A 24,658-nucleotide genomic window follows, 5' to 3' on the forward strand; every position below is an offset into this window, starting at 1 on the left:
TTGCGGCGAATGGAGGTGCCGTGCTCGTAGGCATGATGATGCGGCTGCTCGCCGCGCACAAGCCAGCAGTCCTGGCCATTGTGGTGCTCCAGCTCGTGCAGACCACTGCCAACCTGTTCCTTCCCACGCTCAATGCCGCCATCATCGACGACGGAATCGTCAAGGGGGACACCGGCGCGATCCTTCGGTTTGGAACCTGGATGGCCGGAATCGCCGCCGTCCAGGTGGTGGCTGCGCTGGCTGCGGGGTACCTCAGCGCAGCCGTAGCCATGAAGCTTGGCCGCCAGCTGCGCCAGGAACTGTTCGCCAAGGTGCAGGCCATGTCTTCACAGGAAGTGGGATCCTTTGGAGTGCCCAGCCTGGTGACCCGGGCCACGAACGACGTCCAGCAGATCCAGGCGCTGGCAGTGCTGGTCTTCACCATGCTCGTGGCGGCGCCCGCCATGGGCATCGGGGGCATTGTGCTGGCCCTGAACCAGGACGTCGTCCTGTCCGGCATCGTCCTGGCAATCGTGCCGGTGCTGGTCATCGTCATGTACGTGATCGTGCGCAGGCTGGTGCCGTTGTACCGGGAGGGCCAGGTCCTGATCGACCGCATCGGAAGGGTCCTGCGCGAACAGATCATCGGTGCCAACGTGATCCGGGCCTTCGTCCGGCAGCAACACGAAGTCCGCCGCTTCGCCGTCGTCAACCGTGAGGTGACCCGCAACAACCTGCAGTCCGCACTGCTCGTGGCTGGAATGCTGCCGCTGATCATGATCGTGGTCAACCTGTCATCCGTGGCGGTGGTGTGGTTCGGCGGCCACAGGATCGACGACGGCGACATGCGGCTGGGCGCCCTCACGGCCTTCATCGCCTACATCCTGCAGATCCTGATCGCCATCATGATGGCCATGTACGTCCTCATGTCGGCCCCCCGCGCGGCCGTCTGCGCCGAGCGGATCCAGGCGGTGCTGGACACCAGGTCTACCATCGCAGACCCCCCATCTCCCGGGCCGGTCTGCTGCACACGCGGCGCACGCCAGGCGGCACCGTGGAATTCCGCGACGTCACCTTTGCCTACCCCGGGGCGGAGGCGCCGGTGCTGGACGGCATCAGCTTCACGGCGGCGCCGGGCACTACCACTGCCATCATCGGTTCAACGGGCAGCGGCAAGTCCACCCTGCTGAACCTCCTGCCGCGGTTCCTGGACGCCACGTCCGGCGAGGTCATGATCGGCGGCCACAACGTCCGCTCCCTGCCACTGCACTTCCTGCGGGACAGCCTGTCGGTGGTGCCCCAGCGCGCATACCTTTTCTCCGGCACCGTGGCCGGGAATCTCAGGATCGGCGCCCCGGAGGCGAGCGACGAGGACCTTTTCCGTGCGCTCCGGACGGCCCAGGCGGAGGATTTCGTCCGGGATCTTCCGTACGGACTCGACACGGCGGTGACGCAGGGCGGAACGAACTTCTCCGGCGGACAGCGCCAGCGCCTGTGCATTGCCCGCGCGCTGCTCCGGGAGGCGCCGGTCTACCTTTTTGACGACAGCCTCTCGGCACTCGATTACACCACCGATGCCCGCCTCCGCCAGGCGCTGGCCCCGCTGGTCCGCCGGTCCACCGTGATCATCGTGGCCGAGCGCATCGCGACCATCGTCGACGCAGGCCTCATCCTCGTCCTGGACAACGGCAGGCTCGTGTCCCAGGGCACGCACAACGAACTGATGCGCTCGTCGCCCGTGTACCAGGAAATCGCTGCTTCGCAGCTCGCGCTGGGCGGCCAGCTATGACCGGAAGCACGACGGCGGGCGGCGGCGCGGGCGCTTGGGCCATCGGCAGGCGGCTGCTGGGGCTCCTGCGGCCTTTCAAGTGGAGGATGCTTGCGGCCGTTGCGGCAACCTGCGCGTTCGTGGCGCTCAACGTGTCGGCGCCCAAACTGCTGGGTGACGCCACCGACGTCGTGGTTGAAGGTGTTTTTGGAGGGACCTTCAACGAGCAGAAACTCGCCGCACTGCTGGTGACTGTGGCCGCGATGTATGTCGGCGCGTCCGTCTTCAGCTGGGTGCAGGGCGCGGTGACTGCCACCGCCGTGCAAAAGGTCAGCTACCGGCTCCGGGCTGCCGTGGAGGACAAACTGCACCGGCTGCCGTCCGCCCATTTCGACGAACAGCGGCGGGGCGATGTGCTCAGCAGGGCCACCAACGACGTCGACAATATCTCGCAGGCCCTCAACCAGCTGTTGAACCAGCTGATCCTCTCCGTGCTGATGCTGCTCGGCGCGCTTGCCATGATGCTGTGGCTCTCGCCACTGCTGGCGGTGATTGCGCTGGTGACCGTGCCTTTTTCCACTGTGGTCACGGTGCTCGTTGCCCGGAAGTCGCAGGCCCACTTTTCCGAGCAGTGGACCACCACCGGTGAAGTCAATGCGCACCTGGAGGAGTACATCACCGGGCATGAGGTGCTGAAGGCGTTCGGACGCCAGGGGATGGCAACCGAAACTTTCGCCAACAGCAATTACAGGCTTTTCCGGTCCAGCGCCCGGGCCCAGTACGTGTCCGGCGCGGTGCAGCCGCTCCTGGTGTTCGTCTCGAATCTCAACTACATCGCCGTTGCCGTGGTCGGTGCGCTGCAGGTTACGGCCGGTGCCATGACCATCGGCGGGGTCCAGGCGTTCATCCAGTTCAGCCGGCTGTTCAGCCAGCCGATTGGCCAAATCGGCGGCATGCTGACCCTGATGCAGTCCTGCATCGCGTCGGCGGAACGCGTGTTCGCCCTACTGGACGCCGCGGAATTCCCCGCAGACCAAACGGACGGCAACGGCGCTACGGCGTCCGGCGGCCGCGTGGTGTTCGACGCCGTCACCTTCGGCTACAGCAGCGACGCCCCCGTGGTACGGGAGCTGTCCTTCACCGCCGAACCCGGCCAGACGGTTGCCATCGTGGGCCATACCGGCGCGGGCAAGACAACCATGGTGAACCTGCTTATGCGGTTCTATGAGCCCGACTCCGGCCGGATCACCATCGACGGCGTGGACATCGCCCGGCGAGGCCGTGACGAGCTGCGCTCCTTGATCGGGGTGGTCCTACAGGACGCGTGGGTATTCACCGGCTCCATCAGGGAAAACATTGAATACGGCCGGCCAGGCGCGAGCGACGCCGATATCCTCGCTGCCGCCGAATCAACCCACGTCGACCACTTCGTCCGGGCCCTGCCGGACGGCTACGCCACCGTCTTGGGCAACGACGGCGAGTCCCTGAGCCAGGGCCAGCGCCAGCTGATCACCATTGCCAGGGCGCAGCTGGCCGGACGCAGCATCCTGGTCCTGGATGAGGCGACGAGTTCGGTGGACACGCGCACGGAAGTGCAGATCCGGCAGGCGATGCAGAGGCTGCGGCAGGGCCGGACCAGCTTCGTGATTGCCCACCGCTTGTCCACCGTGCGGGACGCTGATCTAATTCTCGTCATGGACCACGGACGAATCGTTGAACACGGGAACCACCAACAGCTGCTGGCAGCCAGCGGGCACTACAGCAGGCTGTACGATGCCCAGTTCGCCGGCGGGGATGAGTTCGCCGGCAGGGATGAGTCCGTCGGCGCGGGGGAGTCCGGGCTGTGAGCGGCACCAACGGATTCCCGGGGACCTGGAAGCCGAACACCGGCAGCTCCGTGCCGCTCTTTGAGCAGCTGCGGCTGAACATTATCGAACGGGCGGACAGCGGCACCCTTGCCGCGGGGACGCGCCTGCCCGCCGTCCGGAGCCTGGCCACTGAACTCGGCCTTGCGCCGCACACCGTGGCCCGCGCATACAAGGAACTCGAAGCGGCGGGAGTGGTCGCCACCCGCGGCAGGCACGGAACCATTGTCTGCGCACGGGATGAAGCCTGGTCCTCGCTGACGGCGGCCGCGGCCGAATTTGCCACCGCGGCCAAGGCCCAGGGCGCCAGCTTTGCCGAGGCCGTACAGCTGTTGGCGGCAGCCTACGACGCCGAATAGGCGCCGGCATGGAAATTCGAAGAAGTTTTCGATTAGCATTAGTGGGTGCCTAAAGCCGTAGCTGAAGAACCAGCCGTTGATGCCCGCTCCGCCCTCATTCCCCTGAACCAGGACAAACCGGCGCGCCCCGACCTTTCCCGCCTTGTCGTGAAGGGGGCCCGGGAGCACAATCTGCGCAACGTGGACCTGGACCTGCCGCGGGACTCCATGATCGTTTTCACCGGCCTGTCCGGTTCGGGCAAGTCCTCCCTGGCGTTCGACACGATCTTTGCGGAGGGCCAGCGCCGCTACGTCGAATCGCTGTCCGCTTACGCCCGGCAGTTCCTGGGGCAGGTGGACAAGCCGGACGTGGACTTCATCGAGGGTCTTTCCCCGGCCGTCTCCATCGACCAGAAATCCACCAGCAAGAACCCGCGGTCCACCGTGGGCACCATCACCGAGATCTACGACTACATGCGCCTGCTCTGGGCCCGCGTGGGCCGTCCGCACTGCCCCGTTTGCGGTGAGCAGGTGACCAAGCAGACCCCGCAGCAGATCGTGGACCAGCTGCTCGAGCTGCCGGAAGGCACGCGCTTCCAGGTGCTCGCGCCCGTTGTCCGCGGCCGCAAAGGCGAATTCGTTGACCTGTTCAAGGAACTCACGGCCAAGGGCTACTCCCGTGCCCGAGTGGACAGCGAGCTCATCCAGCTCAGTGATCCCCCAAGCTAGGAAAGCAGTTCAAGCACACCATCGAAGTGGTGGTGGACCGGCTCGTGGTCAAGGAAGGCATCAGCCAGCGCCTGACCGACTCTGTCGAAACCGCGCTTGGTTTGGCCGAAGGCCGCATCCTGGCGGAATTCGTGGATCTCGAAGCCAGCGACCCCGAACGGATCCGGGCCTTCTCCGAGCACCTCGCCTGCCCCAACGAGCATCCCCTCGCCATCGATGAAATCGAGCCCCGCTCGTTCTCGTTCAACAACCCCTTCGGCGCCTGTTCCGCCTGCAGCGGCATCGGCACCAAGCTGGAAGTGGATGAGGAACTCATCATTCCGAACCCGGAACTCTCCCTCGGCGAGGGCGCCATCGCGCCCTGGTCGCTGGGTACGGCCACCACCGAGTACTGGAACAGGCTGCTGTCCGGGCTCGCAAAGGAACTCGACTTCTCGATGAAGACGGCGTGGCAGAAGCTTCCGAACGACATCCGGCAGACCGTCCTGCACGGCAAGGACCACAAGGTGGTGGTGCAGTACCGCAACCGCTTCGGCCGGGAGCGCAAGTACAGCACCGGCTTCGAGGGCGTCGTCCAGTACGTCCACCGCAAGCACCTGGAAACCGATTCGGACTCGGCCAGGGACCGGTACGAAGAGTACATGCGGCAGATCCCCTGTCCCGCCTGCAATGGCGCCCGCCTTAACCCGGCCTCGCTCTCGGTGCTGATCAACGGCAAGTCCATCGCCGAAGTGGCAGCCATGCCCATGCGTGAATGCGCCCACTTCCTGGACACCCTGGTGCTGACCGGCCGGGAGGCCCAGATTGCGCACCAGGTCCTGAAGGAAATCCAGGCCCGGCTCACCTTCCTCCTCGACGTCGGACTGGAGTACCTGAACCTGGAGCGTCCCTCCGGCACCCTGTCCGGCGGCGAAGCCCAGCGCATCCGGCTGGCAACGCAGATCGGTTCCGGCCTGGTCGGCGTCCTCTACGTCCTCGACGAACCGTCCATCGGCCTGCACCAGCGAGACAACCGGCGGCTGATCGAAACTCTCACGCGCCTGCGCGACCTCGGCAACACCCTCATTGTGGTGGAGCACGACGAAGACACCATCCAGGAAGCTGATTGGGTTGTGGACATCGGACCGGGCGCCGGTGAACACGGTGGCCAGGTGGTGCACTCCGGGTCCTACAAGGAGCTCCTGGAAAACACCGAATCACTGACCGGCGACTACCTCTCCGGCCGTAAGAAGATTGAGATCCCCAAGAAGCGGCGCAAGTACGACAAGAAGCGCGAACTTAAGGTCATCGGCGCCCGGGAAAACAACCTCGTCAATGTGGACGCTGCCTTCCCGCTGGGACTGCTGACGGCTGTGACGGGCGTCAGTGGCTCCGGCAAGTCCACGCTGGTCAACGAAATTCTCTATAAGGTGCTGGCGAACAAGCTCAACGGCGCCAAGCAGGTGGCCGGCCGGCACAAGTCCATCCAGGGCCTCGAACACCTGGACAAGGTGGTCCACGTCGACCAGAGCCCCATCGGCCGCACGCCGCGGTCCAATCCGGCCACGTACACCGGCGTGTTCGACAACATCCGCAAGCTCTTCGCGGAGACCACCGAGGCCAAGGTGCGCGGCTACCAGCCCGGCCGCTTCTCGTTCAACGTTAAAGGCGGCCGCTGCGAGGCCTGCTCGGGCGACGGCACGCTGAAGATCGAAATGAACTTCCTGCCCGACGTCTACGTTCCCTGCGAGGTCTGCCATGGTGCGCGGTACAACCGCGAAACCCTGGAGGTCCACTACAAGGGCAAAACCATCGCCGATGTCCTCAACATGCCCATCGAGGAAGGCGCCGAGTTCTTCGCCGCCTTCTCGCCGATTGCGCGTCACCTGAGCACGCTCGTCGACGTCGGGCTGGGCTATGTGAGGCTGGGGCAGCCTGCCACCACGTTGTCCGGAGGCGAGGCGCAGCGCGTGAAGCTGGCCGCGGAACTCCAGAAGAGGTCCAACGGCCGGAGCATTTATGTCCTGGACGAGCCCACCACCGGCCTGCACTTCGAGGACATCCGTAAGCTGCTCATGGTCCTGCAGGGGCTGGTGGACAAGGGCAACACCGTGATCACCATCGAGCACAACCTTGATGTCATCAAGAGCGCGGACTGGATCGTGGATCTTGGGCCCGACGGCGGATCCGGCGGCGGCCAGATCATCGCCACCGGAACTCCCGAGCAGGTCGCGAAGTCCACCACGAGCTACACGGCGACCTTCCTCGCTGAGATCCTGTCTTAGTCCGGGCGTTTACCCCATCGAATGGCTGGAGCCTGCTGATCCGGCGGGAAGAAGTATTCCCGCCCGGGAATGCGAGTTTCAGCCATTCGCGCACTCGTGAGAAACTAAGCCGGTGACCCTTTCAACAGTGCCCGTGATCTTCGACCTGGACGGCACTCTTGTCGATCCGGCGGGGGGAATAACGGGCGGAATCTCCGCGGCCCTTACCCGACTCGGTATCAGGGTCCCGGCCCCGGCCCAACTGGACGCGATGATCGGTCCGAAACTCAGCGACTCATTGCTGAACATCGCCGGCGTTCCGCAGGAGCAGCTTGCCGCGGTCATCCGGATCTACCGGGCCTACTACCTGGAAACCGGCATCGGCCAAAGCCGCCTGTACCCGGGCATCCGGGAACTCGTCGAGGGATACGCGGCGACGGGCCGTCCCATCGCGGTGGCAACGCAGAAACCGGAAGGGCTCGCACGGATCGTGCTCGAGCACCACGGCATCGCTGACTCCTTCCGCTTTATCCGCGGTTCAGCCGCCGACGAAGCCGCCAGCTCCGCCGCGCCGCTCGGCAAGACCGAAATTGTGGCTGCGGCCCTGTCCGACCTGCGCACCCAGCACGCCGTGATGGTGGGCGACCGCGCCCAGGACGTTGCCGGCGCCATGGCCAACGGCCTTGACTGCATCGGCGTCGGCTGGGGATTTGCTCCCGACGGCGAGCTCCATGAAGCAGGAGCCGTTGCAATTGTGCATTCCACCACGGACCTTGCGGCCGCCATTGACAGCATGGACGCCGTCCGATTCGCAGCCCTGAGTGAGGTGCAAGACGATGGCGTTGTTTGATGCGATCCGCTGGACCACCCGCGGACTGATCTCCGGGACCTGCCGTCCTACGGTCATTGGCCTGGACAACGTGCCCAGAAATGGCCCGTTCATTGTGGCGCCGAACCACCTGTCCTTCCTGGACAGCGTTATCGTGCAGGCCCTCATGCCGCGCCCGGTGGCCTTTTTCGCCAAGGCGGAGTACTTCACCACGGGCGGAGTGAAGGGGAAGGTCATGAAGTCCTTCTTCGAGGCGGTAGGGTCCATTCCCGTGGAACGCGGCGAGCAGGCGGCCAGCGTTGCCGCCCTGAAGACTCTGCTGGACATCCTTGAAGCGGGCAAAGGAATCGGGATCTATCCCGAGGGAACACGCTCCCGGGACGGGATCCTGTACCGCGGCCGGACCGGCGTCGGCTGGCTTGCGCTGACCACCGGGGCCCCGGTGATTCCCGTTGGCCTGATCGGTACCGAAAACCTGCAACCTGCGGGCCAAAACGGCGTGAAACCCCAGCACTTCACCATGAAGGTGGGCGAGCCGCTGTACTTCGAAAAAACGGGCCCCGACCATTCGCTGCCGGCGCGGCGCCAGGTCACGGACCGCATCATGGATGCCATCGCCGAGCTCAGCGGCCAGGAGCGGTCCACGAGCTACAACCAGGGCAAGGCAGCAGAGTAGCGTCCGGGCTACTCCTGTCCGGGGCACCCCCTGTCAGGGAGACCGTCCGCTCCTCAGTAGACTTGAATCGTGGCAGATCCAGCTAGTTACCGACCCCAAACGGGCGAAATTCCAACCAACCCGGGCGTGTACCGCTTCCGGGATCCGCATGGCCGTGTCATCTATGTCGGCAAGGCCAAGAGCCTGCGGTCCCGCCTGAACTCGTACTTCGCCAATCCCGCGGGCCTGCTGCCCAAAACGCATGCCATGGTCCACGCGGCCAGCAGCGTGGAGTGGACCGTCGTCGGGAGCGAACTGGAATCGCTTCAGCTGGAATACACCTGGATCAAGGAATTCAAGCCGCGGTTCAACGTGGTCTTCCGCGACGACAAGACCTATCCGTACCTCGCCGTGACCATGGGGGAGAGGTTCCCGCGCGTCCAGGTGCTGCGCGGGGAGCGCCGTAAGGGCACGCGCTACTTTGGCCCGTACACCGCCGGGGCCATCCGCGAAACCATGGACACCCTCCTGCGGGTCTTTCCGGTCCGAAGCTGCAGCCCCGGAGTGCTCAAGCGGGCGCAGGCCAGCGGGCGCCCCTGCCTGCTCGGGTACATCGACAAGTGTTCCGCGCCGTGCGTGGGCCGCGTGACGCCCGAGCAGCACCGGGCGCTGGCGGAGGACTTCTGTGCCTTCATGGGCGGCGAAGCCAAGCGGTTCATATCCCGGCTGGAAAAGGACATGGCCGCAGCGGTTGCCGAGCTCGACTACGAGCGCGCGGCCCGGGTCCGCGACGACATCATCGCCCTGCGCAAGGTCTTCGAGCGGAACGCCGTGGTCCTGGCCGAGGACACCGACGCCGACGTTTTCGCGCTCCACGAGGACGAACTCGAGGCTGCGGTCCAGGTGTTCCACGTCCGGGGCGGCCGTGTGCGCGGCCAACGCGGCTGGGTGGTGGAAAAAGTCGAGGACTTCACCATGCCGGACCTTGTTGAGCACCTGCTCCAGCAGGTCTACGGCGAGGAAGGCGAAACGCAGGGCCGCCTGCCCCGTGAGATCCTGGTTCCGGAAGAGCCGAGCAACGCCGCCGAACTGGCCCAGTGGCTCGCCGGGCTGCGGGGCGCAAAGGTGGACGTCCGGGTACCGCGGCGGGGGGACAAAGCAGCACTGATGTCCACGGTCCGGGAAAATGCCGAGCACGCCCTGAAGCTGCACAAATCGCGCCGCGCGGGAGACCTCACTAATCGGTCCCTCGCGCTGCAGGAACTCCAGGAGGCCCTGGACCTGCCCGTCGCGCTGCTTCGTATCGAGTGCTTCGACATCTCCCACGTGCAAGGGACCAACGTAGTGGCGTCCATGGTGGTTGTGGAGGACGGCCTGCCGAAGAAGTCCGACTACCGGAAGTTCTCCATCACCGGCGCCGCTGCCGCGGATGACACCGCGGCCATGCACGATGTCCTCACGCGCCGCTTCCGGCACTATCTTCAGGAGAAGGCCGCGCAGGAGGAGGCGGCACAGCTTCCCGGCCACCAGGCTGCCCTCGAAGCCATCGCGGTCGCCGCCGTCCAGGACACCACCACGCCGACACCGCGCGCCAAGTTCGCGTACCCGCCGAACCTTGTGGTGGTGGACGGCGGCAAGCCGCAGGTCAACGCCGCGTCCCGGGCACTCGCCGAGCTGGGCATCGAGGACGTCTACGTGGTTGGCCTGGCCAAACGCCTCGAAGAAGTCTGGCTGCCCGACAGCGATTTTCCGGTGATCCTGCCCCGGACCTCCGAAGGGCTCTACCTGCTGCAGCGCATCCGCGATGAAGCGCACCGCTTTGCCATCACCTTCCACCGGCAAAAGCGCGGCAAGGCCATGACAGTGTCGGCCCTCGACGGCGTTCCCGGCCTGGGCGAGACCAAACGCAAGGCGCTGCTGGCCCGGTTCGGTTCGGTCAAGAGCATCCGCACCGCCACCGCCGCCGAACTGGCCACGGCCAAAGGCATCGGACCCTCGCTGGCAGACGCAATCGTGAGCCATTTCAGCACCGGGGCCGCGGCCCCCGGAGCTGACGCACCGGCAATCAACATGACGACCGGCGAAATCATTGAAACTTAGCTAGGGTAAGGACCGGAAGCGGAACGCGCGGTTGCGTCGAATTACATAGCAGGAATGGGGCTTTACTGATGGCAGAGTCAACGGCAGGATCCGAACCGGACCAGGACGGCATGACGCCCGTCAAGCCCGTTGAAGCGGAACTGCTCGTGGTGACGGGGATGTCCGGGGCAGGCCGCAGTACCGCTGCGGACGCCCTCGAAGACCATGGCTGGTACGTCGTTGAGAACCTTCCGCCGCAGATGCTTGGCACCCTGGCTGAACTGGTGTCCCACGCCCCGCAGTCGATTCCCAAGCTCGCGGTGGTGGTGGACGTCCGCAGCAAGGCACTCTTCACGGACATCAGGACGGCCCTCAAGACCCTCGAAGCCAGCGGTGTGATGTTCCGCGTCCTGTTCCTCGACGCCAACGACGGCGTCCTGGTGCGGCGCTTCGAGCAGGGCCGCCGTCCGCACCCGCTCCAGGAGGGCGGGCGTATCCTCGACGGCATCGCCGCGGAGCGGGAGCTGCTGCATGAACTCCGTGATTCCGCTGACATCGTCCTGGACACCTCAGAGTTCAACGTCCACGCGCTGGCCACGGCCATCACCGAGCTGTTCAGCGAGACCGGCCCCGTTGCCCTGCGGCTGAACGTCATGAGCTTCGGGTTCAAGTACGGGCTGCCGGTGGACGCCAATTTCGTTGTCGACGCCCGCTTCATTCCGAACCCGCACTGGGTGCCGCAGCTTCGTCCGCACACCGGACTGGACAAGGACGTCAGCGATTACGTCCTGGAGGCCGAAGGGGTCAAGAGCTTCGTGGACCGGTACGTGCTCGCCATTGAACCTGTCCTGGACGGGTATCGCCGGGAGAACAAGCACTACGCCACCATCGCGGTCGGATGCACCGGCGGCAAGCACCGTTCAGTGGCGGTGGCCATGGAGCTGTCGAAGAAGCTGGCACAGTACCCGCGCGTTACAGTCACCACCACCCACCGGGATCTGGGCCGCGAGTAATGGGGCTGCTTACCGGGCCTCTGCCCCTGGTTCCGCCGGCGGGCGGCACCAGCGGTGGACAGCTGGACAAAGGTCCGTCCGTCGTCGCCCTCGGCGGGGGCCACGGACTCTCAGCTTCACTGTCCGCCCTAAGACTGCTGACCTCCGAGTTGACCGCCATCGTCACCGTCGCGGACGACGGCGGCTCTTCCGGGCGTCTCCGCGAGGAGTACGGTGTCCTCCCGCCCGGCGACCTGCGGATGGCACTCACGGCACTTTGTGACGACACCGACTGGGGCAGGACCTGGCGGGACGTCATGCAGCACCGCTTCCAGCCGGGGGAGGGCCGCGGCGGTTCACTTGACGACCACGCCATGGGGAACCTGCTCATCGTCACCCTCTGGGAGCTGCTGGGCGACACTGTCGGCGGCCTGAAATGGGCCGGCGCCCTCCTGGGTGCCCGCGGCCAGGTCCTTCCCATGTCCAGCGTGCCGCTGACCATCGAAGGCGATGTCCGGGTGCCCGGCCCTGACGGCAGCTACACCTTGGAGACCGTGAGGGGCCAGGCCAAATGCGCGGTGGCGGGTTCGCTGGAGAGCGTCCGGCTCCTGCCGGAGTCGGCTCCTGCGTGCACCGAAGCGCTGACCGCCATCGAGCTGGCCGACTGGGTCATCCTGGGCCCCGGCTCCTGGTACACCTCCGTACTGCCGCACCTCCTGCTGCCGGAAATGCGGCAGGCGCTTTCGGACACCCCCGCCAAACGGTGCCTGACCATGAACCTGGCCACGGACACCAAGGAGACGTCGGGGATGTCCGCCGCCGACCACCTGCATGTACTGCGGACTTACGCACCCGACTTCAGCATCGACGTCGTCCTTGCCGACCCCGTGTCCGTGCCGGACGTTGAGGAGTTCAAACGGGCCGCGGGGATGCTCGGTGCCGAGGTGGTCTTGGGTAAAGTAGGGGCGTCGAGCCGCCGTCCGATCCACGACCCCCTGCGTCTGGCAACGGCGTACCACGATATTTTCGGGAACAGTTAGGAAGGTGCCATGGCACTGACATCATCAGTCAAGGAAGAACTGTCCCGCCTGGACATAAAGAAGTCCTCGGTCCGCAAGGCTGAAGTCTCCGCAATGCTGCGCTTCGCCGGCGGCCTGCACATTATCTCGGGCCGGATCGTCATCGAAGCCGAGGTTGACCTCGCCTCCACCGCGCGCCGGCTGCGGGCCGCCATCGCGGAGGTCTACGGCCACCAGAGCGAGATCATCGTCGTCTCCGGCGGCGGCCTCCGCCGCGGCAACCGCTACGTGGTGCGGGTGGTGCGCGATGGCGAGGCCCTGGCCCGCCAGACCGGGCTGCTGGACGCCCGCGGCCGCCCCGTGCGCGGCCTGCCGTCAGCGGTGGTTAACGGCTCGGCCGCCGACGCCGAGGCCGTATGGCGCGGTGCGTTCCTGGCCCACGGGTCCCTCACCGAGCCGGGGAGGTCCTCCGCGATGGAGGTCACGTGCCCCGGACCGGAGTCGGCCCTTGCCCTGGTCGGTGCCGCCCGCCGCCTCGGGATCCAGGCCAAGGCCCGCGAAGTCAGGGGAGTGGACCGCGTGGTCATCCGGGACGGGGATACCATCGCGGCCCTGCTCACCCGGATGGGTGCGCACGACGCACTGATGGTCTGGGAAGAGCGCCGCATGCGCAAGGAGGTCCGGGCAACGGCCAACCGGCTCGCCAACTTCGACGACGCCAACCTGCGCCGTTCTGCCCAGGCTGCCGTGGCAGCCGGCGCCCGGGTGGACCGCGCCCTGGAGATCCTGGGCGATGACGTCCCGGACCACCTGAAGTACGCCGGCGAGCTCCGCGTCGCCCACAAGCAGGCGAGCCTGGATGAGCTGGGCCGGCTGGCTGATCCGCCCATGACCAAGGACGCCATCGCCGGCAGGATCCGCAGGCTCCTGGCCATGGCGGACAAGCGGGCCCTGGACCTGGGGATTCCCGGGACCGAGGCCAATGTGACGCCGGAAATGCTGGACGAGTAGCGGCGCCCCTAGAATCGAGACCGGTGACGGAAATACCTTGCGGCAGCCCGCGGTTGTGACCCTTGGGACCACCTGGGAGCACCGCCGTGCAGGGAGCCCGTCCCCATAGATTTCCGGGTGACCCGTCATCCGGATGCACAATCCGAGAGTTACCAAACCGGACAACCTGTCCACGACATTGGAGGATTTTGTGACCGAGTACGTACTGCCAGAACTCAGCTACGACTACGCAGCGCTGGAGCCCCACATCTCCGCACGCATCATGGAGCTGCACCACAGCAAGCACCACGCTGCCTACGTGGCTGGCGCCAACAACGCCCTGGCCCAGCTGGCCGAGGCACGCGACAAGGGCGACTTCGCCAACATCAACCGCCTTTCGAAGGACCTCGCCTTCCACACCGGCGGCCACGTCAACCACTCCGTATTCTGGAACAACCTGTCCCCGGACGGCGGAGACAAGCCCGAGGGTGAGCTGGCAGCAGCCATCGACGACGCCTTCGGTTCCTTCGACGCCTTCCGTGCGCAGTTCACCGCCGCAGCACTCGGCCTGCAGGGTTCCGGCTGGGGCTTCCTGGCCTACGAGCCCATCGGCGGAAACCTCGTCATCGAGCAGCTCTACGATCAGCAGGGCAATGTCGCACTTGGCACCACCCCGCTGCTGATGCTCGACATGTGGGAGCACGCCTTCTACCTGGACTACGTCAACGTCAAGGCCGACTACGTCAAGGCTTTCTGGAACATCGTGAACTGGGCCGACGTCGCCAAGCGCTTCGACGGTGCACGCAAGAACGCAACGGGCCTCATTACCCTGTAATACCGTTCAGCTGTGACGTGGAAGACATCCACGTGTAACAAACTTCACATTTGGGCCGTTTCGGGCCGAATCGTGGACGGTCTGCCCCCGCACTTGCGGGGGCAGACCTTCTTAAACGTAAGATGGATCACGGAAGGCGGTTAGCCTTCAGCAATGTGGCTGGTCGCCCTCCGATCTGGTAATCATCTCTGCCCAATGGCGTGCGGGATCTGTTAGTTGGCTTGAACGCCCGCTTAACTAGTTGTGCTTCTACAAGCACCAAGGAGACTAAAAAAGTGACGACCCGTATTGGTATCAACGGCTTTGGCCGCATTGGCCGCAATTACTTCCGTGCTGCACTCGCACAGGGTGCGGACCTTGAGATCGTTGCCGTCAACGACCTCACCAGCCCCGAGGCGCTGGCCCACCTGCTCAAGTACGACTCCGTCGGCGGCCGCCTCAAGGAAACTGTTGAGGTCAAGGACGGAAACATCGTTGTCAACGGCAACGTCATCAAGGTTCTCGCCGAGCGCGATCCGGCCAACCTCCCCTGGGCTGACCTGAACGTTGACATCGTCATCGAGTCCACCGGTTTCTTCACCAAGGCCGCCGCAGCGCAGAAGCACATCGACGCCGGCGCCAAGAAGGTCCTGATCTCCGCACCGGCCTCCGACGAGGACATCACCATCGTGATGGGCGTGAACCACGAGCTGTACGACCCCGCAGCCCACAACATCATCTCCAACGCGTCCTGCACCACGAACTGCCTCGGCCCGCTGGCCAAGGTGATCAACGACGAATTCGGCATCGAACGCGGTCTCATGACCACGATTCACGCCTACACGGCCGACCAGAACCTGCAGGACGGCCCGCACAACGACCTCCGGCGCGCCCGCGCCGCAGCGATCAACATGGTCCCCACTTCCACCGGTGCGGCCAAGGCCATCGGCCTGGTCCTTCCGGAGCTCAAGGGCAAGCTGGACGGCTACGCCATCCGCGTACCGGTCCCCACCGGCTCCGCAACCGACCTTACGGTCACCGTTTCCCGCGAGACCACCGTTGAGGAAGTCAACGCAGCACTGAAGAAGGCGTCTGAGTCCGAGGCACTCCAGGGCTTCCTGACCTACACGGATGAGCCGATCGTCTCCTCCGACATCGTTGGCGACCCCGCATCCTCCATCTTCGACTCAGGACTGACCAAGGTCATTGGCAACCAGGTCAAGGTTGTTTCCTGGTATGACAACGAATGGGGCTACTCGAACCGGCTTGTCGACCTCACGGAGCTCGTCGCATCCAAGCTGGGCTAGGGTTAGACACATGACATTCCACACCCTCAACGAACTGATCGCTGATGGTGTCCGCGGGCGGTACATTCTGGTCAGAAGTGACCTGAATGTGCCGCTCGACGGCTCTGAAGTGACTGACGATGGCCGCATCAAGGCCTCCCTGCCAGTACTGACGAAGCTCACGGACGCCGGTGCCCGCGTGCTGGTCACAGCCCACCTCGGACGCCCCAAGGGCGCTCCGGAGGAAAAGTACTCCCTCAAGCCTGCCATTACGCGGCTGGCCGAACTGGCCCCGTTCAAGGTCACCCTCGCCGCCGACACAGTCGGCCCCTCGTCGAAGGAGCTTGCCGCTTCGCTGCAGGACGGCGAAGTGCTGGTCCTGGAAAACGTCCGGTTCGACGCCCGCGAGACCAGCAAGGACGACGCCGAACGCGGCGCCTTCGCGGACGAACTGGTGGCCCTGACCGGGGATAACGGCGCGTATGTGGACGATGCCTTCGGCGCCGTCCACCGCAAGCACGCCAGCGTGTACGACGTCGCCACCCGGCTGCCGTCCTACCAGGGCGACCTGGTGCACACCGAGGTCGAAGTGCTGCGCAAGCTCACTACCGACACCCAGCGGCCTTACGTCGTGGTCCTCGGCGGCTCCAAGGTCTCCGACAAGCTCGCTGTGATCGACAACCTTCTCGGCAAGGCGGACACCATTCTGGTGGGCGGCGGCATGCTGTTCACCTTCCTCGCCGCAGCGGGCCACAAGGTGGCCGGCAGCCTGCTCGAAGAAGACCAGATCCCCGTAGTCCAGGACTACCTGAAGCGGGCAGCCGACGCCGGCACTGAATTCGTGGTGCCCACCGACGTTGTGGTGGCCGGCAAGTTCGCCGCCGACGCAGACCACGAAACGGTCGGCGCCGACGCCATCGAAAGCAGCAGCTTCGGGGCGCAGGGCATCGGCCTGGACATCGGGCCCGAGTCGGCAACAGCATTCGCCAACCGGATCAAGGGTGCCAAGACGGTTTTCTGGAACGGACCCATGGGCGTCTTCGAATTCGAAGCCTTCGCCGCCGGCACCCGTGCCATCGCGCAGGCGCTCACCGAAGCCGATGCGTTTACCGTGGTTGGCGGCGGCGACTCCGCAGCCGCCGTCCGGACCCTGGGCTTCGCTGACGACCAGTTTGGCCACATCTCCACGGGTGGCGGCGCCAGCCTGGAGTACCTCGAAGGCAAGGAACTGCCGGGACTCAGCGTCCTGGACCGCTAGACCCTCCAGCCGGCAGGGCGCCCGTCCTAAGAACTCGGGCGCCCTGCCGGCTGTTCACATGACAAGCACTTTTGGAGAACACGTGACTACGTCAACGAATGGCAAATTCGACCGCACGCCCCTCATTGCCGGCAACTGGAAGATGAACATGGACCACGTCCAGGGCATCACGCTGCTGCAGAAACTGGCCTGGACCCTGTCCGACGCCAAGCATGACTACAGCCGCGCGGAAGTTGCTGTTTTTCCTCCGTTCACCGACCTGCGCGGCGTCCAGACCCTGGTCCAGGGCGATGAGCTGGAGGTCGTCTACGGCGGCCAGGACCTTTCCCAGTTCGATTCGGGCGCCTATACCGGTGACATCTCCGGCCAGTTCCTGAACAAACTCGGCTGCAAGTACGCCCTGGTCGGCCACAGCGAACGCCGCACCATCCACAACGAGTCGGACGAAGTCCTCAACGCCAAGGTCAAGGCAGCCTACCGGCACGGCGTCACGCCGGTGCTCTGCGTGGGCGAAGGCCTCGAGATCCGCCAGGCCGGCACGCACGTGCAGCACACGCTGGACCAGCTCCGCGCCGACGTCGAGGGCCTCAGCGCCGAGGACGCCGCAGAACTCGTGGTTGCCTACGAGCCCGTCTGGGCCATCGGCACCGGCGAAGTCGCAGGTCCGGAGGACGCCCAGGAAATGTGCGCCGCCATCCGGGCGGAGCTTGTCACGCTGTTCGGCGACGACGTCGCTGCCAAGGTCCGGCTCCTCTACGGCGGTTCGGTCAAGGCCAACAACGTGGCGGCCATCCTCAACGAGCGCGACGTCGACGGCGTGTTGGTGGGAGGCGCAAGCCTCGATCCCGCTGAGTTTGCTAATATTGTCAGGTTCGAGAGTCACCTGCTGACGGATTAGTCCGGACACAGGCGTGACCCCCGCAATCATCAACTTCTGAAAGGCCGTCGTGGACGTTCTTCATGTCATTCTGCAGATCCTCCTGGGCATCACCAGCCTCCTGCTGACGCTGCTCATCCTGCTCCACAAGGGACGGGGCGGCGGTCTGTCGGACATGTTCGGCGGAGGCATGAGCTCAGGCCTTAGCTCCTCCGGCGTTGCGGAACGGAACCTGAACCGGTTTACGATCATCCTTGGCGTCACCTGGGGAGTTGTCATCATCGCCCTTGGCCTGCTGATGCGCTTTTCCTCCGGCGGGGACTCCTAAAACAGTCTCCGTCCCGGAAATTTGACCGGCCCGGAAATTTCCCGGAATTTGCACTTCCGGTACTAATGGCCCTGCTGCCGTCGGGAACTCCACACTAAACTGTGGCTGTTGATTTGAAACAGTCCGTCAGTCGAGTAGCCAGGAGTTCCCGATGGTGCATGCTACTTCAGGATTTCGGGGAACCCGGGTTGGTGCGATAGAAGGCTCCGCCCCCAAAATCCAGCCAAACGACGTCGTCGGTGAACGGTTGCCGCGTATTCGTGTTTCCTATTGGTGCGCCAAAGGACACGAGACGCGGCCTGTTTTCATTAAGCTCCCGGAAGACCAGATCCCGGCTGTGTGGGACTGCCGCCGGTGCGGCGGCAGCGCAACACGGGATGAGTCACCGGAAGAGCCGCACCACGCCGAAGAGGGATACAAGAGCCATCTTGAGTACGTTAAAGAACGGCGCTCCAGCCAGGACGCCGAAGACGTGCTGGCTGGAGCGCTGGAAAGACTAAGAGCCCGCGGGACCTTTGCGGACTAGCTGCTCCGGAACACGCGCGGCGGCATTCTCGTCGATCAGCCACAGGGTCTTGGAACGTCCGGCCGGTCCTGATGCCGGAACCTGGACCGGATTCGCGCCGGCCAGGGCCAGTCCAACCGCCCCTGCCTTGTCCTCGCCGGCCACGACCATCCACACTTCGCTCGCTGTGTTGATGGCAGGCAGGGTAAGGGAAATCCGCGCCGGCGGCGGCTTGGGAGAATTCCGGACACCCACCACAGTAAGCTCCTTCTCGCGGATGCCCGCCTGCTCCGGGAAGAGCGAGGCCACGTGGGCGTCCGGGCCGACGCCGAGCAGGACCACGTCGAACCGCGGAAGCTTGCCCGGGTGCTCCGGCCGGTTATCCGACATGTCAGCCGCGTGTTCCGCGGCCGCGGCCTCGCTCAGGCGCCGTGCATAGTCAGCTGCCGCATCCTCCGGAGTTTCGAAGTCATCCGTTGATGCCGGCTCATGCACGCGGTTCGGATCCACTGGAATATGCGACAGGAGAGCTTCGTGTGCCTGGAGCGTGTTGCGGTCCTGGTCCTTGCTGCCGACAAAGCGCTCGTCGCCCCACCAGAAGTTAACCTTGGACCAGTTCACGGCCGGGGCAGCCGCGGAGTCAGCGACCGCCTTGAGCGTTCCAATGCCCACGGTGCCGCCTGTAAGCACCACCGTCGCCTCACCGTGCTGGTCCTGCACATCCACGAGCTTGGTGATGAGGCGGGCCGCGATGGCGGCCATCAGGACGGATGAGTCAGGGTGGATGCTTACTCTGGGATCAGCGCTCACTGGGACGGACACTCCTTAGGTTTGTACGGGGCAGTCCAATGGTAATCACTTCACCGAACACTTCGTCGGGATCGAGGCGCCGCAGTTCCTCGGCGAGGCAGTCCCGGAGGCTGCGGCGCGGCAGCGAAATGCGCTGCGCCGGCTGTCCGGGCTGGGTCAGTTCGGCCACGGACAGTCCCGGCCGGAACAGCTGGACGTCGCCGCTGGCACGGCTCAGCCGGACGCGGCGGATGCCGGTCCCGGCCGGGTCTGCCACGATGGTGACCGGGGCGTCCAGGGACAGCGTCAGCCAGGCCGCCAGGAGCAGGGTGCTGGGGGAGTCCGAGGCACCTTCCACGGCGACGGCGGTAACGGGGGAGGAGTCCACCTGGTCCAGCACGGCAGCGAGCTGGATACGCCAGTTGGTGAGGCGGGTCCAGGCCAGGTCGGTGTCGCCGGCCTTGTAGGTGTTCCGGATGTTGTCCAGGGCCCGCTGCGGGTCCTCCTCGTTGGCCGAGTCGGTGATCCGGCGGTGCGCGATCCGGCCAATGGACGTTTCGCACGCGCTCTTGGGGGCACCGTGCGGCCACCAGGCCACGATCGGTGCATCCGGAAGCAACAGAGCGGCAACCAGGGACTCGCTTTCCTCAGCAAGTTCCCCATACCCGCGGAGCACAATCACTTCGGAGGCACCGGCGTCGCCGCCCACGCGGATCTGGGCATCGAGCCGGGTGGGGGCCTTGGCGCCCGCATCCGCCAGGACGATGATCCGGCAGGGGTGTTCCCGGCTGGCTTCGTTGGCCGCTTCGATGGCCTCCTCTTCCAGCCCGGACTTGGTGACCACCACCAGGGTCAGCACCCGGCCAAGGGCGATCACGCCGCCCTGCTCGCGCAGGGACATGATCTTCTTGGAGATTTTCGAGGTGGTTGTGTCGGGAAGATCTACGATCATGGCCTTCTCCAGGTTCGTCCGTCACGGGCAAGGAGCTCGTCGGCGGAGGCAGGGCCCCAGCTTCCGGGCGCGTAAGGCTCCGGCTGTTCACCAAGGCTTGCCCAGTAGTCTTCAAAGGGGTCCAGGATCTTCCAGGACAGTTCCACTTCCGCGTGCCGCGGGAACAGCGGCGGCTCGCCCAGCAGCACATCGAGGATGAGCCGTTCATAGGCCTCCGGGCTGGACTCCGTAAACGAGTGCCCGTAGCCGAAGTCCATGGTCACGTCGCGGACTTCCATCTGCGTACCGGGAACCTTGGACCCGAACCGGATCGTGGCACCCTCGTCCGGCTGCACCCGGATCACCACGGCGTTCTGGCCGAAGTCGTCCTCGCCGTGATCACGGAACAGCAGGTTCGGCGCGCGCTTGAACACCACCGCGATCTCGGTCACACGGCGACCCAGCCGCTTGCCGGCACGCAGGTAGAACGGCACACCGGACCACCGGCGGGTGTGGATGTCCACGCGGATCGCCGCATAGGTCTCGGTGGTGGAGTCGGCCGGAATGCCCTCCTCTTCCAGGTAACCGAGCACTTGCTCGCCGCCCTGCCAGCCGCCGGCGAACTGCCCGCGCGCCGAGTGGGTGGACAGGTCCTCCGGGAGCTTGACCGCAGCCAGGACCTTTTCCTTCTCGGCACGAAGGTCATCCGCGTTGAAGGAAATGGGTTCCTCCATGGCCGTCAGCGCCAGGAGCTGGAGCAGGTGGTTCTGGATCACGTCGCGGGCCGCGCCCACACCGTCGTAGTAGCCCGCCCGGCCACCGGTGCCGATGTCCTCGGCCATGGTGATCTGGACGTGGTCCACATAGTTGGCGTTCCACAGCGGCTCGAACAACTGGTTGGCAAAGCGCAGGGCCAGGATGTTCTGGACCGTTTCCTTGCCCAGGTAGTGGTCGATCCGGAACACGGCGTCCGGCGGGAAGACCGACTCGACGATGTCATTGAGCTGCCGGGCCGACTCCAGGTCGTGCCCGAACGGCTTCTCGATGACCACACGGCGCCACTTGTCGCCTTCGGCCTGCGCCAGTCCATGCTTGGACAGCTGCCGGCAAACCAGTTCGAACGCCTTGGGCGGGATGGACAGGTAGAACGCATGGTTGCCGCGCGTTCCGCGCTGGGCGTCCAGTTCGTCCATCGTGTCGCCGAGCCGCTCAAAGGCGTCGTCGTCGTCGAACTCTCCCTGGACAAACCGGATGCCCTCGGAGAGCTGGTTCCACACTGCCTCGTCGAACGGAGTGCGGGCGTAGGCCATGACCGCAGCCTTCACCTCGGCGGCGAAGTCCTCGTTGGCCCAATGCCGCCGGGCGAAGCCCACCAGGGCAAAACTCGGTGGCAACAGGCCACGGTTGGCCAGGTCATACACGGCCGGCATGAGCTTCTTGCGGGCAAGGTCACCGGTCACCCCGAAGAGGACCAGGGAGGAGGGACCGGCGATGCGGTTCAGCCGGCGGTCCCGCGGGTCCCTCAACGGGTTGCGGCCCCGCCCTGCTGACTTCCTGCTGCCGTTTTCAGTTTCTGGCATGGTTGCTTCGGTGCCTTAGCTTTCAGTGTGGGATGCTGCCTGGCCGGCGAGCGCTGAAACAATGTCCTGCAGCTGCTTGACGCCGGCCGCACGGTCCGTGAGGTGCAGGCGGAGGACCGGACGTCCGTGGTCGCTGAGGACCTGGGCGTCACCGGCCGCCTGCGCCGAGATCAGCTCACCGAAGGTAAACGGCCGCTCCGGAATCGAAAGGTCGACGGCGGACGCTGCAGTGACCTGAAGGAAGACACCGATGGCGGGCCCGCCCTTGTGGAACTGGCCGGTCGAGTGGAGGAAGCGGGGGCCCCATCCAAATGTCACCGGACGTCCGCTGACAGCCGCGAGCTGGTCGCGGACGCCTTCAAGTGGTGCGTAGGCCAGCCTGTCGAAGTAGGCCTGGACGCTGAGGTAGCTGTCGTCTGCGAGCTGCGCTAGCAACGCGGAGACGGCGGCAGACGCCGTCGTGGCATCTCCCAGCCAGTCGCCGCCGCGGACCTCGATGGCGTCATCCATAAAGTTGGCGGGCGTCGGCTCCGGCTGGGCGTCCAACAGTCCCCGGGCTGCCACCTTGGCGGCTTCGACGTCGGGCTGGTCGTACGGGTTGATGCCCAGCAGCCGTCCGGCTACCGCCGTCGCGAACTCCCACACCATCATCTGAGTCGCCAGGCCGCCGGCAATGGCAACCTCGTTTTCGCCCAGCTGCACATCATCGGCGTCGGCCGCAACCAGCCGCACCACCAGGATGTCCGCCGCTCCGGAGGTGACCTCCGGTGCTGACGGGCCCGCCACGACCGGCAGTACTCCGGTGCCCAGTTTGCCGGTGGATTCGGCGATCAGCTGTTCCGCCCAGTCGGCGAAGCCCACGATCCCGGATCCGTCTTCAACGATGACGATCTTGTTGCGCAGCGGGCTGGTGCCGCCCAGGGCCGTGCCAAGGGCGAGGCCGATGTTCTCGGGGGCGTCCTCGTTGAGGATTTCGGCTGCTTCTTCGGCCTCGTCCAGGAATGCCTGGATATCGACGCCGGCCAGCCCGCAGGGGACCAGGCCGAACGCGGTCAGCGCGGAGAACCGTCCGCCGACGTTGGGGTCGGCGTTGAACACGGCCCGGTAACCGGCCTCGCGGGAGGCCTTGTCCAAGGGTGAGCCCGGGTCGGTGACGATGATGATGCGGCTCTTGGCATCCACACCGGCATCGGTGAAGGCCTGCTCGAAGATCCGGCGCTGCGAGTCGGTCTCCACCGTGGAACCGGACTTCGACGAGACCACGATGGCTGTCTCGGCAAGCCGGTCCGCCAAGGCGGCACCGACCTGTTCAGGGTCGGTGCTGTCAAGCACAGTCAGCTCGACGCCAGCGGTGCCCGCGATGACCTCAGGGGCCAGCGAGGAACCGCCCATTCCACAGAGGACGATGCGCGTAACGCCTTCGGCCCTCAGGGCGTCGCGGAGTTCCAGGATCGGGCCCACCAGGGGCTGGGAGACACTGGCAGCCTCCACCCAGCCGAGCCGGACAGCGGATTCCTGCTCGGCGTCAGGACCCCAAAGGGTATGGTCCTTTGCGAAGATCCTGGTGGCAATGCGGTCCTCCAGCAGGGCGGGGAGGTGCTGCTCAAGTGCCTGCCGGGCTGCCCCGGTGGCGTCGTAGCTGAGTGTGCTCATGGTGGGTTAGGAAGCCTTCCGTGCAGAGGCCAGGGCGCCTTCGACGTCGCCCAGGAGTTCCTTCCAGCTGGCCACGAACTTGTCCAGGCCCTCGGACTCAAGCAGTGCCACGACGTCGTTGTAGGAAATGCCAAGCGCTTCCAGGGCGTCGAGGGTGGCGTTGGCGTCGGTGTAGGTGCCGGTGACGGTGTCGCCCGTGACGGTGCCGTGGTCGAACGTGGCGTCGAGGGTCTTTTCCGGCATGGTGTTGACCACGCCGGGTGCGACGAGTTCGGTGACGTAGAGGGTGTCCGGGTAGGCCGGGTCCTTCACGCCGGTGGAGGCCCACAGCGGACGCTGGGGGAGCGCGCCGGCCTCGGCCAGCAGGGCCCAGCGTTCGGTGGAGAACAGTTCCTCGTAGACCTGGTAGGCCAGGCGTGCGTTGGCCAGTCCGGCCTTGCCCTTGAGTGCCTTCGCTTCGTCGGTGCCGATGCCGTCGAGGCGCTTGTCGATTTCGGCGTCCACGCGGGAGACGAAGAACGAGGCAACGGAGTGGATCCTGGAGAGGTCGTGGCCGTTGTCCTTGGCCTGCTCCAGGCCTGACTGGAAGGCGTTAATGACCGCACGGTAGCGCTCGAGCGAGAAGATCAGGGTCACGTTGACGCTGATGCCCTCGGCCAGGGTGGCCGTGATGGCCTCAAGGCCTTCAAGGGTTGCCGGGATCTTGATCAGGACGTTGTCCTTGTTGACCTTCTTGTACAGGTGCTTGGCCTCGGCGATGGTGCCTGCGGTGTCCCAGGCGAGGCGGGGGTCCACCTCGATGGAGACGCGGCCGTCAATACCCTTGGTCGCGGCGGCGACGGGTGCGAACAGATCGCAGGCGTCGGCCACATCGGTGGTGGTGATTTCGAAGACGGTCTCTTCAACGGTGGCACCGGCCGCGGCCTGGGCTGCGATGACGGCGTCGTAATCCGTGCCGGAGGTGATGGCGGCGTGGAAGATGGACGGGTTGGTGGTGACACCAACGACGTTCTTCTCTTCGATGAGCTTGCGCAGCGTGCCGGTCTGCAGGCGGCCGCGGGAGAGGTCATCGAGCCAGATCGAGACGCCGGCGTCGGAGAGCTGCTGTGTGGGGGTAGTCATGTCAAAACTCCTTGAAGTCAGGGGGTTCC

Annotated in this window: 21 protein-coding genes and 1 pseudogene; 17 read left to right on the forward strand and 5 right to left on the reverse strand. The window is 65.5% G+C overall.

Translation table 11 applies throughout. The features are described from left to right. Nucleotides 1–20 precede the first annotated feature (20 nt). The 17 genes and pseudogenes from FCN77_RS27725 (at nucleotide 21) to FCN77_RS13685 (ending at nucleotide 18,575) form a co-directional block, all read left to right on the forward strand. Nucleotides 21–1,169, forward strand: coding sequence for an ABC transporter permease (locus tag FCN77_RS27725; protein ID WP_368074271.1), 1,149 nt, complete (start codon nucleotides 21–23; stop codon nucleotides 1,167–1,169). After that, complete coding sequence (locus FCN77_RS27730; protein ID WP_368074272.1) at nucleotides 1,082–1,768, forward strand: ABC transporter ATP-binding protein; 687 nt, start codon at nucleotides 1,082–1,084, stop codon at nucleotides 1,766–1,768. The genes FCN77_RS27725 and FCN77_RS27730 overlap by 88 nt, the downstream gene beginning before the upstream one ends. Beyond that, nucleotides 1,765–3,594: an ABC transporter ATP-binding protein gene (locus FCN77_RS13615; RefSeq protein ID WP_137322696.1), complete on the forward strand. Its 1,830-nt coding sequence runs from the start codon at nucleotides 1,765–1,767 to the stop codon at nucleotides 3,592–3,594. Before FCN77_RS27730 ends, FCN77_RS13615 begins: the two co-directional genes overlap by 4 nt. Next, a complete protein-coding gene (locus tag FCN77_RS13620; RefSeq protein ID WP_137322697.1) occupies nucleotides 3,591–3,971 on the forward strand; it encodes a GntR family transcriptional regulator in 381 nt (126 codons plus the stop codon). Before FCN77_RS13615 ends, FCN77_RS13620 begins: the two co-directional genes overlap by 4 nt. A gap of 45 nt (nucleotides 3,972–4,016) precedes the next feature. Further along, nucleotides 4,017–6,943 (forward strand): annotated as a pseudogene (gene uvrA, locus FCN77_RS13625) (excinuclease ABC subunit UvrA). Between the two features lie 112 nt (nucleotides 6,944–7,055). Beyond that, nucleotides 7,056–7,772, forward strand: a complete 717-nt coding sequence (locus FCN77_RS13630; protein ID WP_137322698.1) for an HAD hydrolase-like protein — start codon at nucleotides 7,056–7,058, stop codon at nucleotides 7,770–7,772. Beyond that, nucleotides 7,759–8,427 carry a 1-acyl-sn-glycerol-3-phosphate acyltransferase gene (locus FCN77_RS13635; protein WP_137322699.1) on the forward strand — a complete coding sequence of 223 codons (669 nt, stop codon included), beginning with the start codon at nucleotides 7,759–7,761 and terminating at the stop codon, nucleotides 8,425–8,427. The genes FCN77_RS13630 and FCN77_RS13635 overlap by 14 nt, the downstream gene beginning before the upstream one ends. Nucleotides 8,428–8,496: 69 nt before the next feature. Continuing rightward, nucleotides 8,497–10,506 carry an excinuclease ABC subunit UvrC gene (gene uvrC, locus FCN77_RS13640; RefSeq protein WP_137322700.1) on the forward strand — a complete coding sequence of 670 codons (2,010 nt, stop codon included), beginning with the start codon at nucleotides 8,497–8,499 and terminating at the stop codon, nucleotides 10,504–10,506. A 68-nt stretch (nucleotides 10,507–10,574) separates the two neighbouring features. Next, nucleotides 10,575–11,498: an RNase adapter RapZ gene (rapZ, locus tag FCN77_RS13645; protein WP_137322701.1), complete on the forward strand. Its 924-nt coding sequence runs from the start codon at nucleotides 10,575–10,577 to the stop codon at nucleotides 11,496–11,498. Further along, a complete protein-coding gene (gene yvcK, locus FCN77_RS13650; protein WP_137322702.1) occupies nucleotides 11,498–12,517 on the forward strand; it encodes a uridine diphosphate-N-acetylglucosamine-binding protein YvcK in 1,020 nt (339 codons plus the stop codon). The genes rapZ and yvcK overlap by 1 nt, the downstream gene beginning before the upstream one ends. Nucleotides 12,518–12,526: 9 nt before the next feature. Further along, on the forward strand, nucleotides 12,527–13,507 hold the full coding sequence (gene whiA, locus FCN77_RS13655; protein WP_011691931.1) for a DNA-binding protein WhiA: 981 nt from the start codon (nucleotides 12,527–12,529) through the stop codon (nucleotides 13,505–13,507). Nucleotides 13,508–13,697: 190 nt separating this feature from the next. Continuing rightward, nucleotides 13,698–14,321: a superoxide dismutase gene (locus tag FCN77_RS13660; protein WP_137322703.1), complete on the forward strand. Its 624-nt coding sequence runs from the start codon at nucleotides 13,698–13,700 to the stop codon at nucleotides 14,319–14,321. A 275-nt stretch (nucleotides 14,322–14,596) separates the two neighbouring features. Next, nucleotides 14,597–15,607 (forward strand): type I glyceraldehyde-3-phosphate dehydrogenase, encoded by a 1,011-nt coding sequence (gene gap, locus FCN77_RS13665; protein WP_137322704.1) that lies wholly within the window; start codon nucleotides 14,597–14,599, stop codon nucleotides 15,605–15,607. 10 nt (nucleotides 15,608–15,617) lie between these two features. Then, the gene (pgk, locus tag FCN77_RS13670; protein ID WP_137322705.1) at nucleotides 15,618–16,844 is read left to right on the forward strand and encodes a phosphoglycerate kinase; all 1,227 of its coding nucleotides are present in this window, start codon (nucleotides 15,618–15,620) and stop codon (nucleotides 16,842–16,844) included. An 82-nt stretch (nucleotides 16,845–16,926) separates the two neighbouring features. Beyond that, nucleotides 16,927–17,742, forward strand: coding sequence for a triose-phosphate isomerase (tpiA, locus tag FCN77_RS13675; RefSeq protein WP_137322706.1), 816 nt, complete (start codon nucleotides 16,927–16,929; stop codon nucleotides 17,740–17,742). 49 nt (nucleotides 17,743–17,791) lie between these two features. Next, a complete protein-coding gene (gene secG, locus FCN77_RS13680; RefSeq protein ID WP_137322707.1) occupies nucleotides 17,792–18,049 on the forward strand; it encodes a preprotein translocase subunit SecG in 258 nt (85 codons plus the stop codon). Between the two features lie 151 nt (nucleotides 18,050–18,200). Next, entirely contained in the window at nucleotides 18,201–18,575 is a 375-nt protein-coding gene (locus FCN77_RS13685) for an RNA polymerase-binding protein RbpA (RefSeq protein ID WP_137322708.1), read from the forward strand. On the opposite strand, the gene pgl is transcribed toward FCN77_RS13685, so the two are convergent. The 5 genes from pgl to tal are packed head-to-tail and all read right to left on the reverse strand — an operon-like array spanning nucleotide 18,546 to nucleotide 24,629. Continuing rightward, nucleotides 18,546–19,364, reverse strand: coding sequence for a 6-phosphogluconolactonase (pgl, locus tag FCN77_RS13690; protein WP_137322709.1), 819 nt, complete (start codon nucleotides 19,362–19,364; stop codon nucleotides 18,546–18,548). The two genes, FCN77_RS13685 and pgl, sit on opposite strands and share 30 nt — an antisense overlap. Then, nucleotides 19,354–20,295: a glucose-6-phosphate dehydrogenase assembly protein OpcA gene (locus tag FCN77_RS13695; protein ID WP_137322710.1), complete on the reverse strand. Its 942-nt coding sequence runs from the start codon at nucleotides 20,293–20,295 to the stop codon at nucleotides 19,354–19,356. Before FCN77_RS13695 ends, pgl begins: the two co-directional genes overlap by 11 nt. Next, nucleotides 20,292–21,854 carry a glucose-6-phosphate dehydrogenase gene (gene zwf / locus FCN77_RS13700; protein WP_137322711.1) on the reverse strand — a complete coding sequence of 521 codons (1,563 nt, stop codon included), beginning with the start codon at nucleotides 21,852–21,854 and terminating at the stop codon, nucleotides 20,292–20,294. The genes FCN77_RS13695 and zwf overlap by 4 nt, the downstream gene beginning before the upstream one ends. 15 nt (nucleotides 21,855–21,869) lie before the next feature. After that, the gene (locus tag FCN77_RS13705) at nucleotides 21,870–23,507 is read right to left on the reverse strand and encodes a glucose-6-phosphate isomerase (RefSeq protein WP_137322712.1); all 1,638 of its coding nucleotides are present in this window, start codon (nucleotides 23,505–23,507) and stop codon (nucleotides 21,870–21,872) included. Between the two features lie 6 nt (nucleotides 23,508–23,513). Then, nucleotides 23,514–24,629, reverse strand: coding sequence for a transaldolase (tal, locus tag FCN77_RS13710; protein WP_137322713.1), 1,116 nt, complete (start codon nucleotides 24,627–24,629; stop codon nucleotides 23,514–23,516). Between the last annotated feature and the right edge of the window lie 29 nt (nucleotides 24,630–24,658).

Origin of the sequence: Arthrobacter sp. 24S4-2, assembly GCF_005280255.1 — a bacterium.
Taxonomy (GTDB): domain Bacteria; phylum Actinomycetota; class Actinomycetes; order Actinomycetales; family Micrococcaceae; genus Arthrobacter.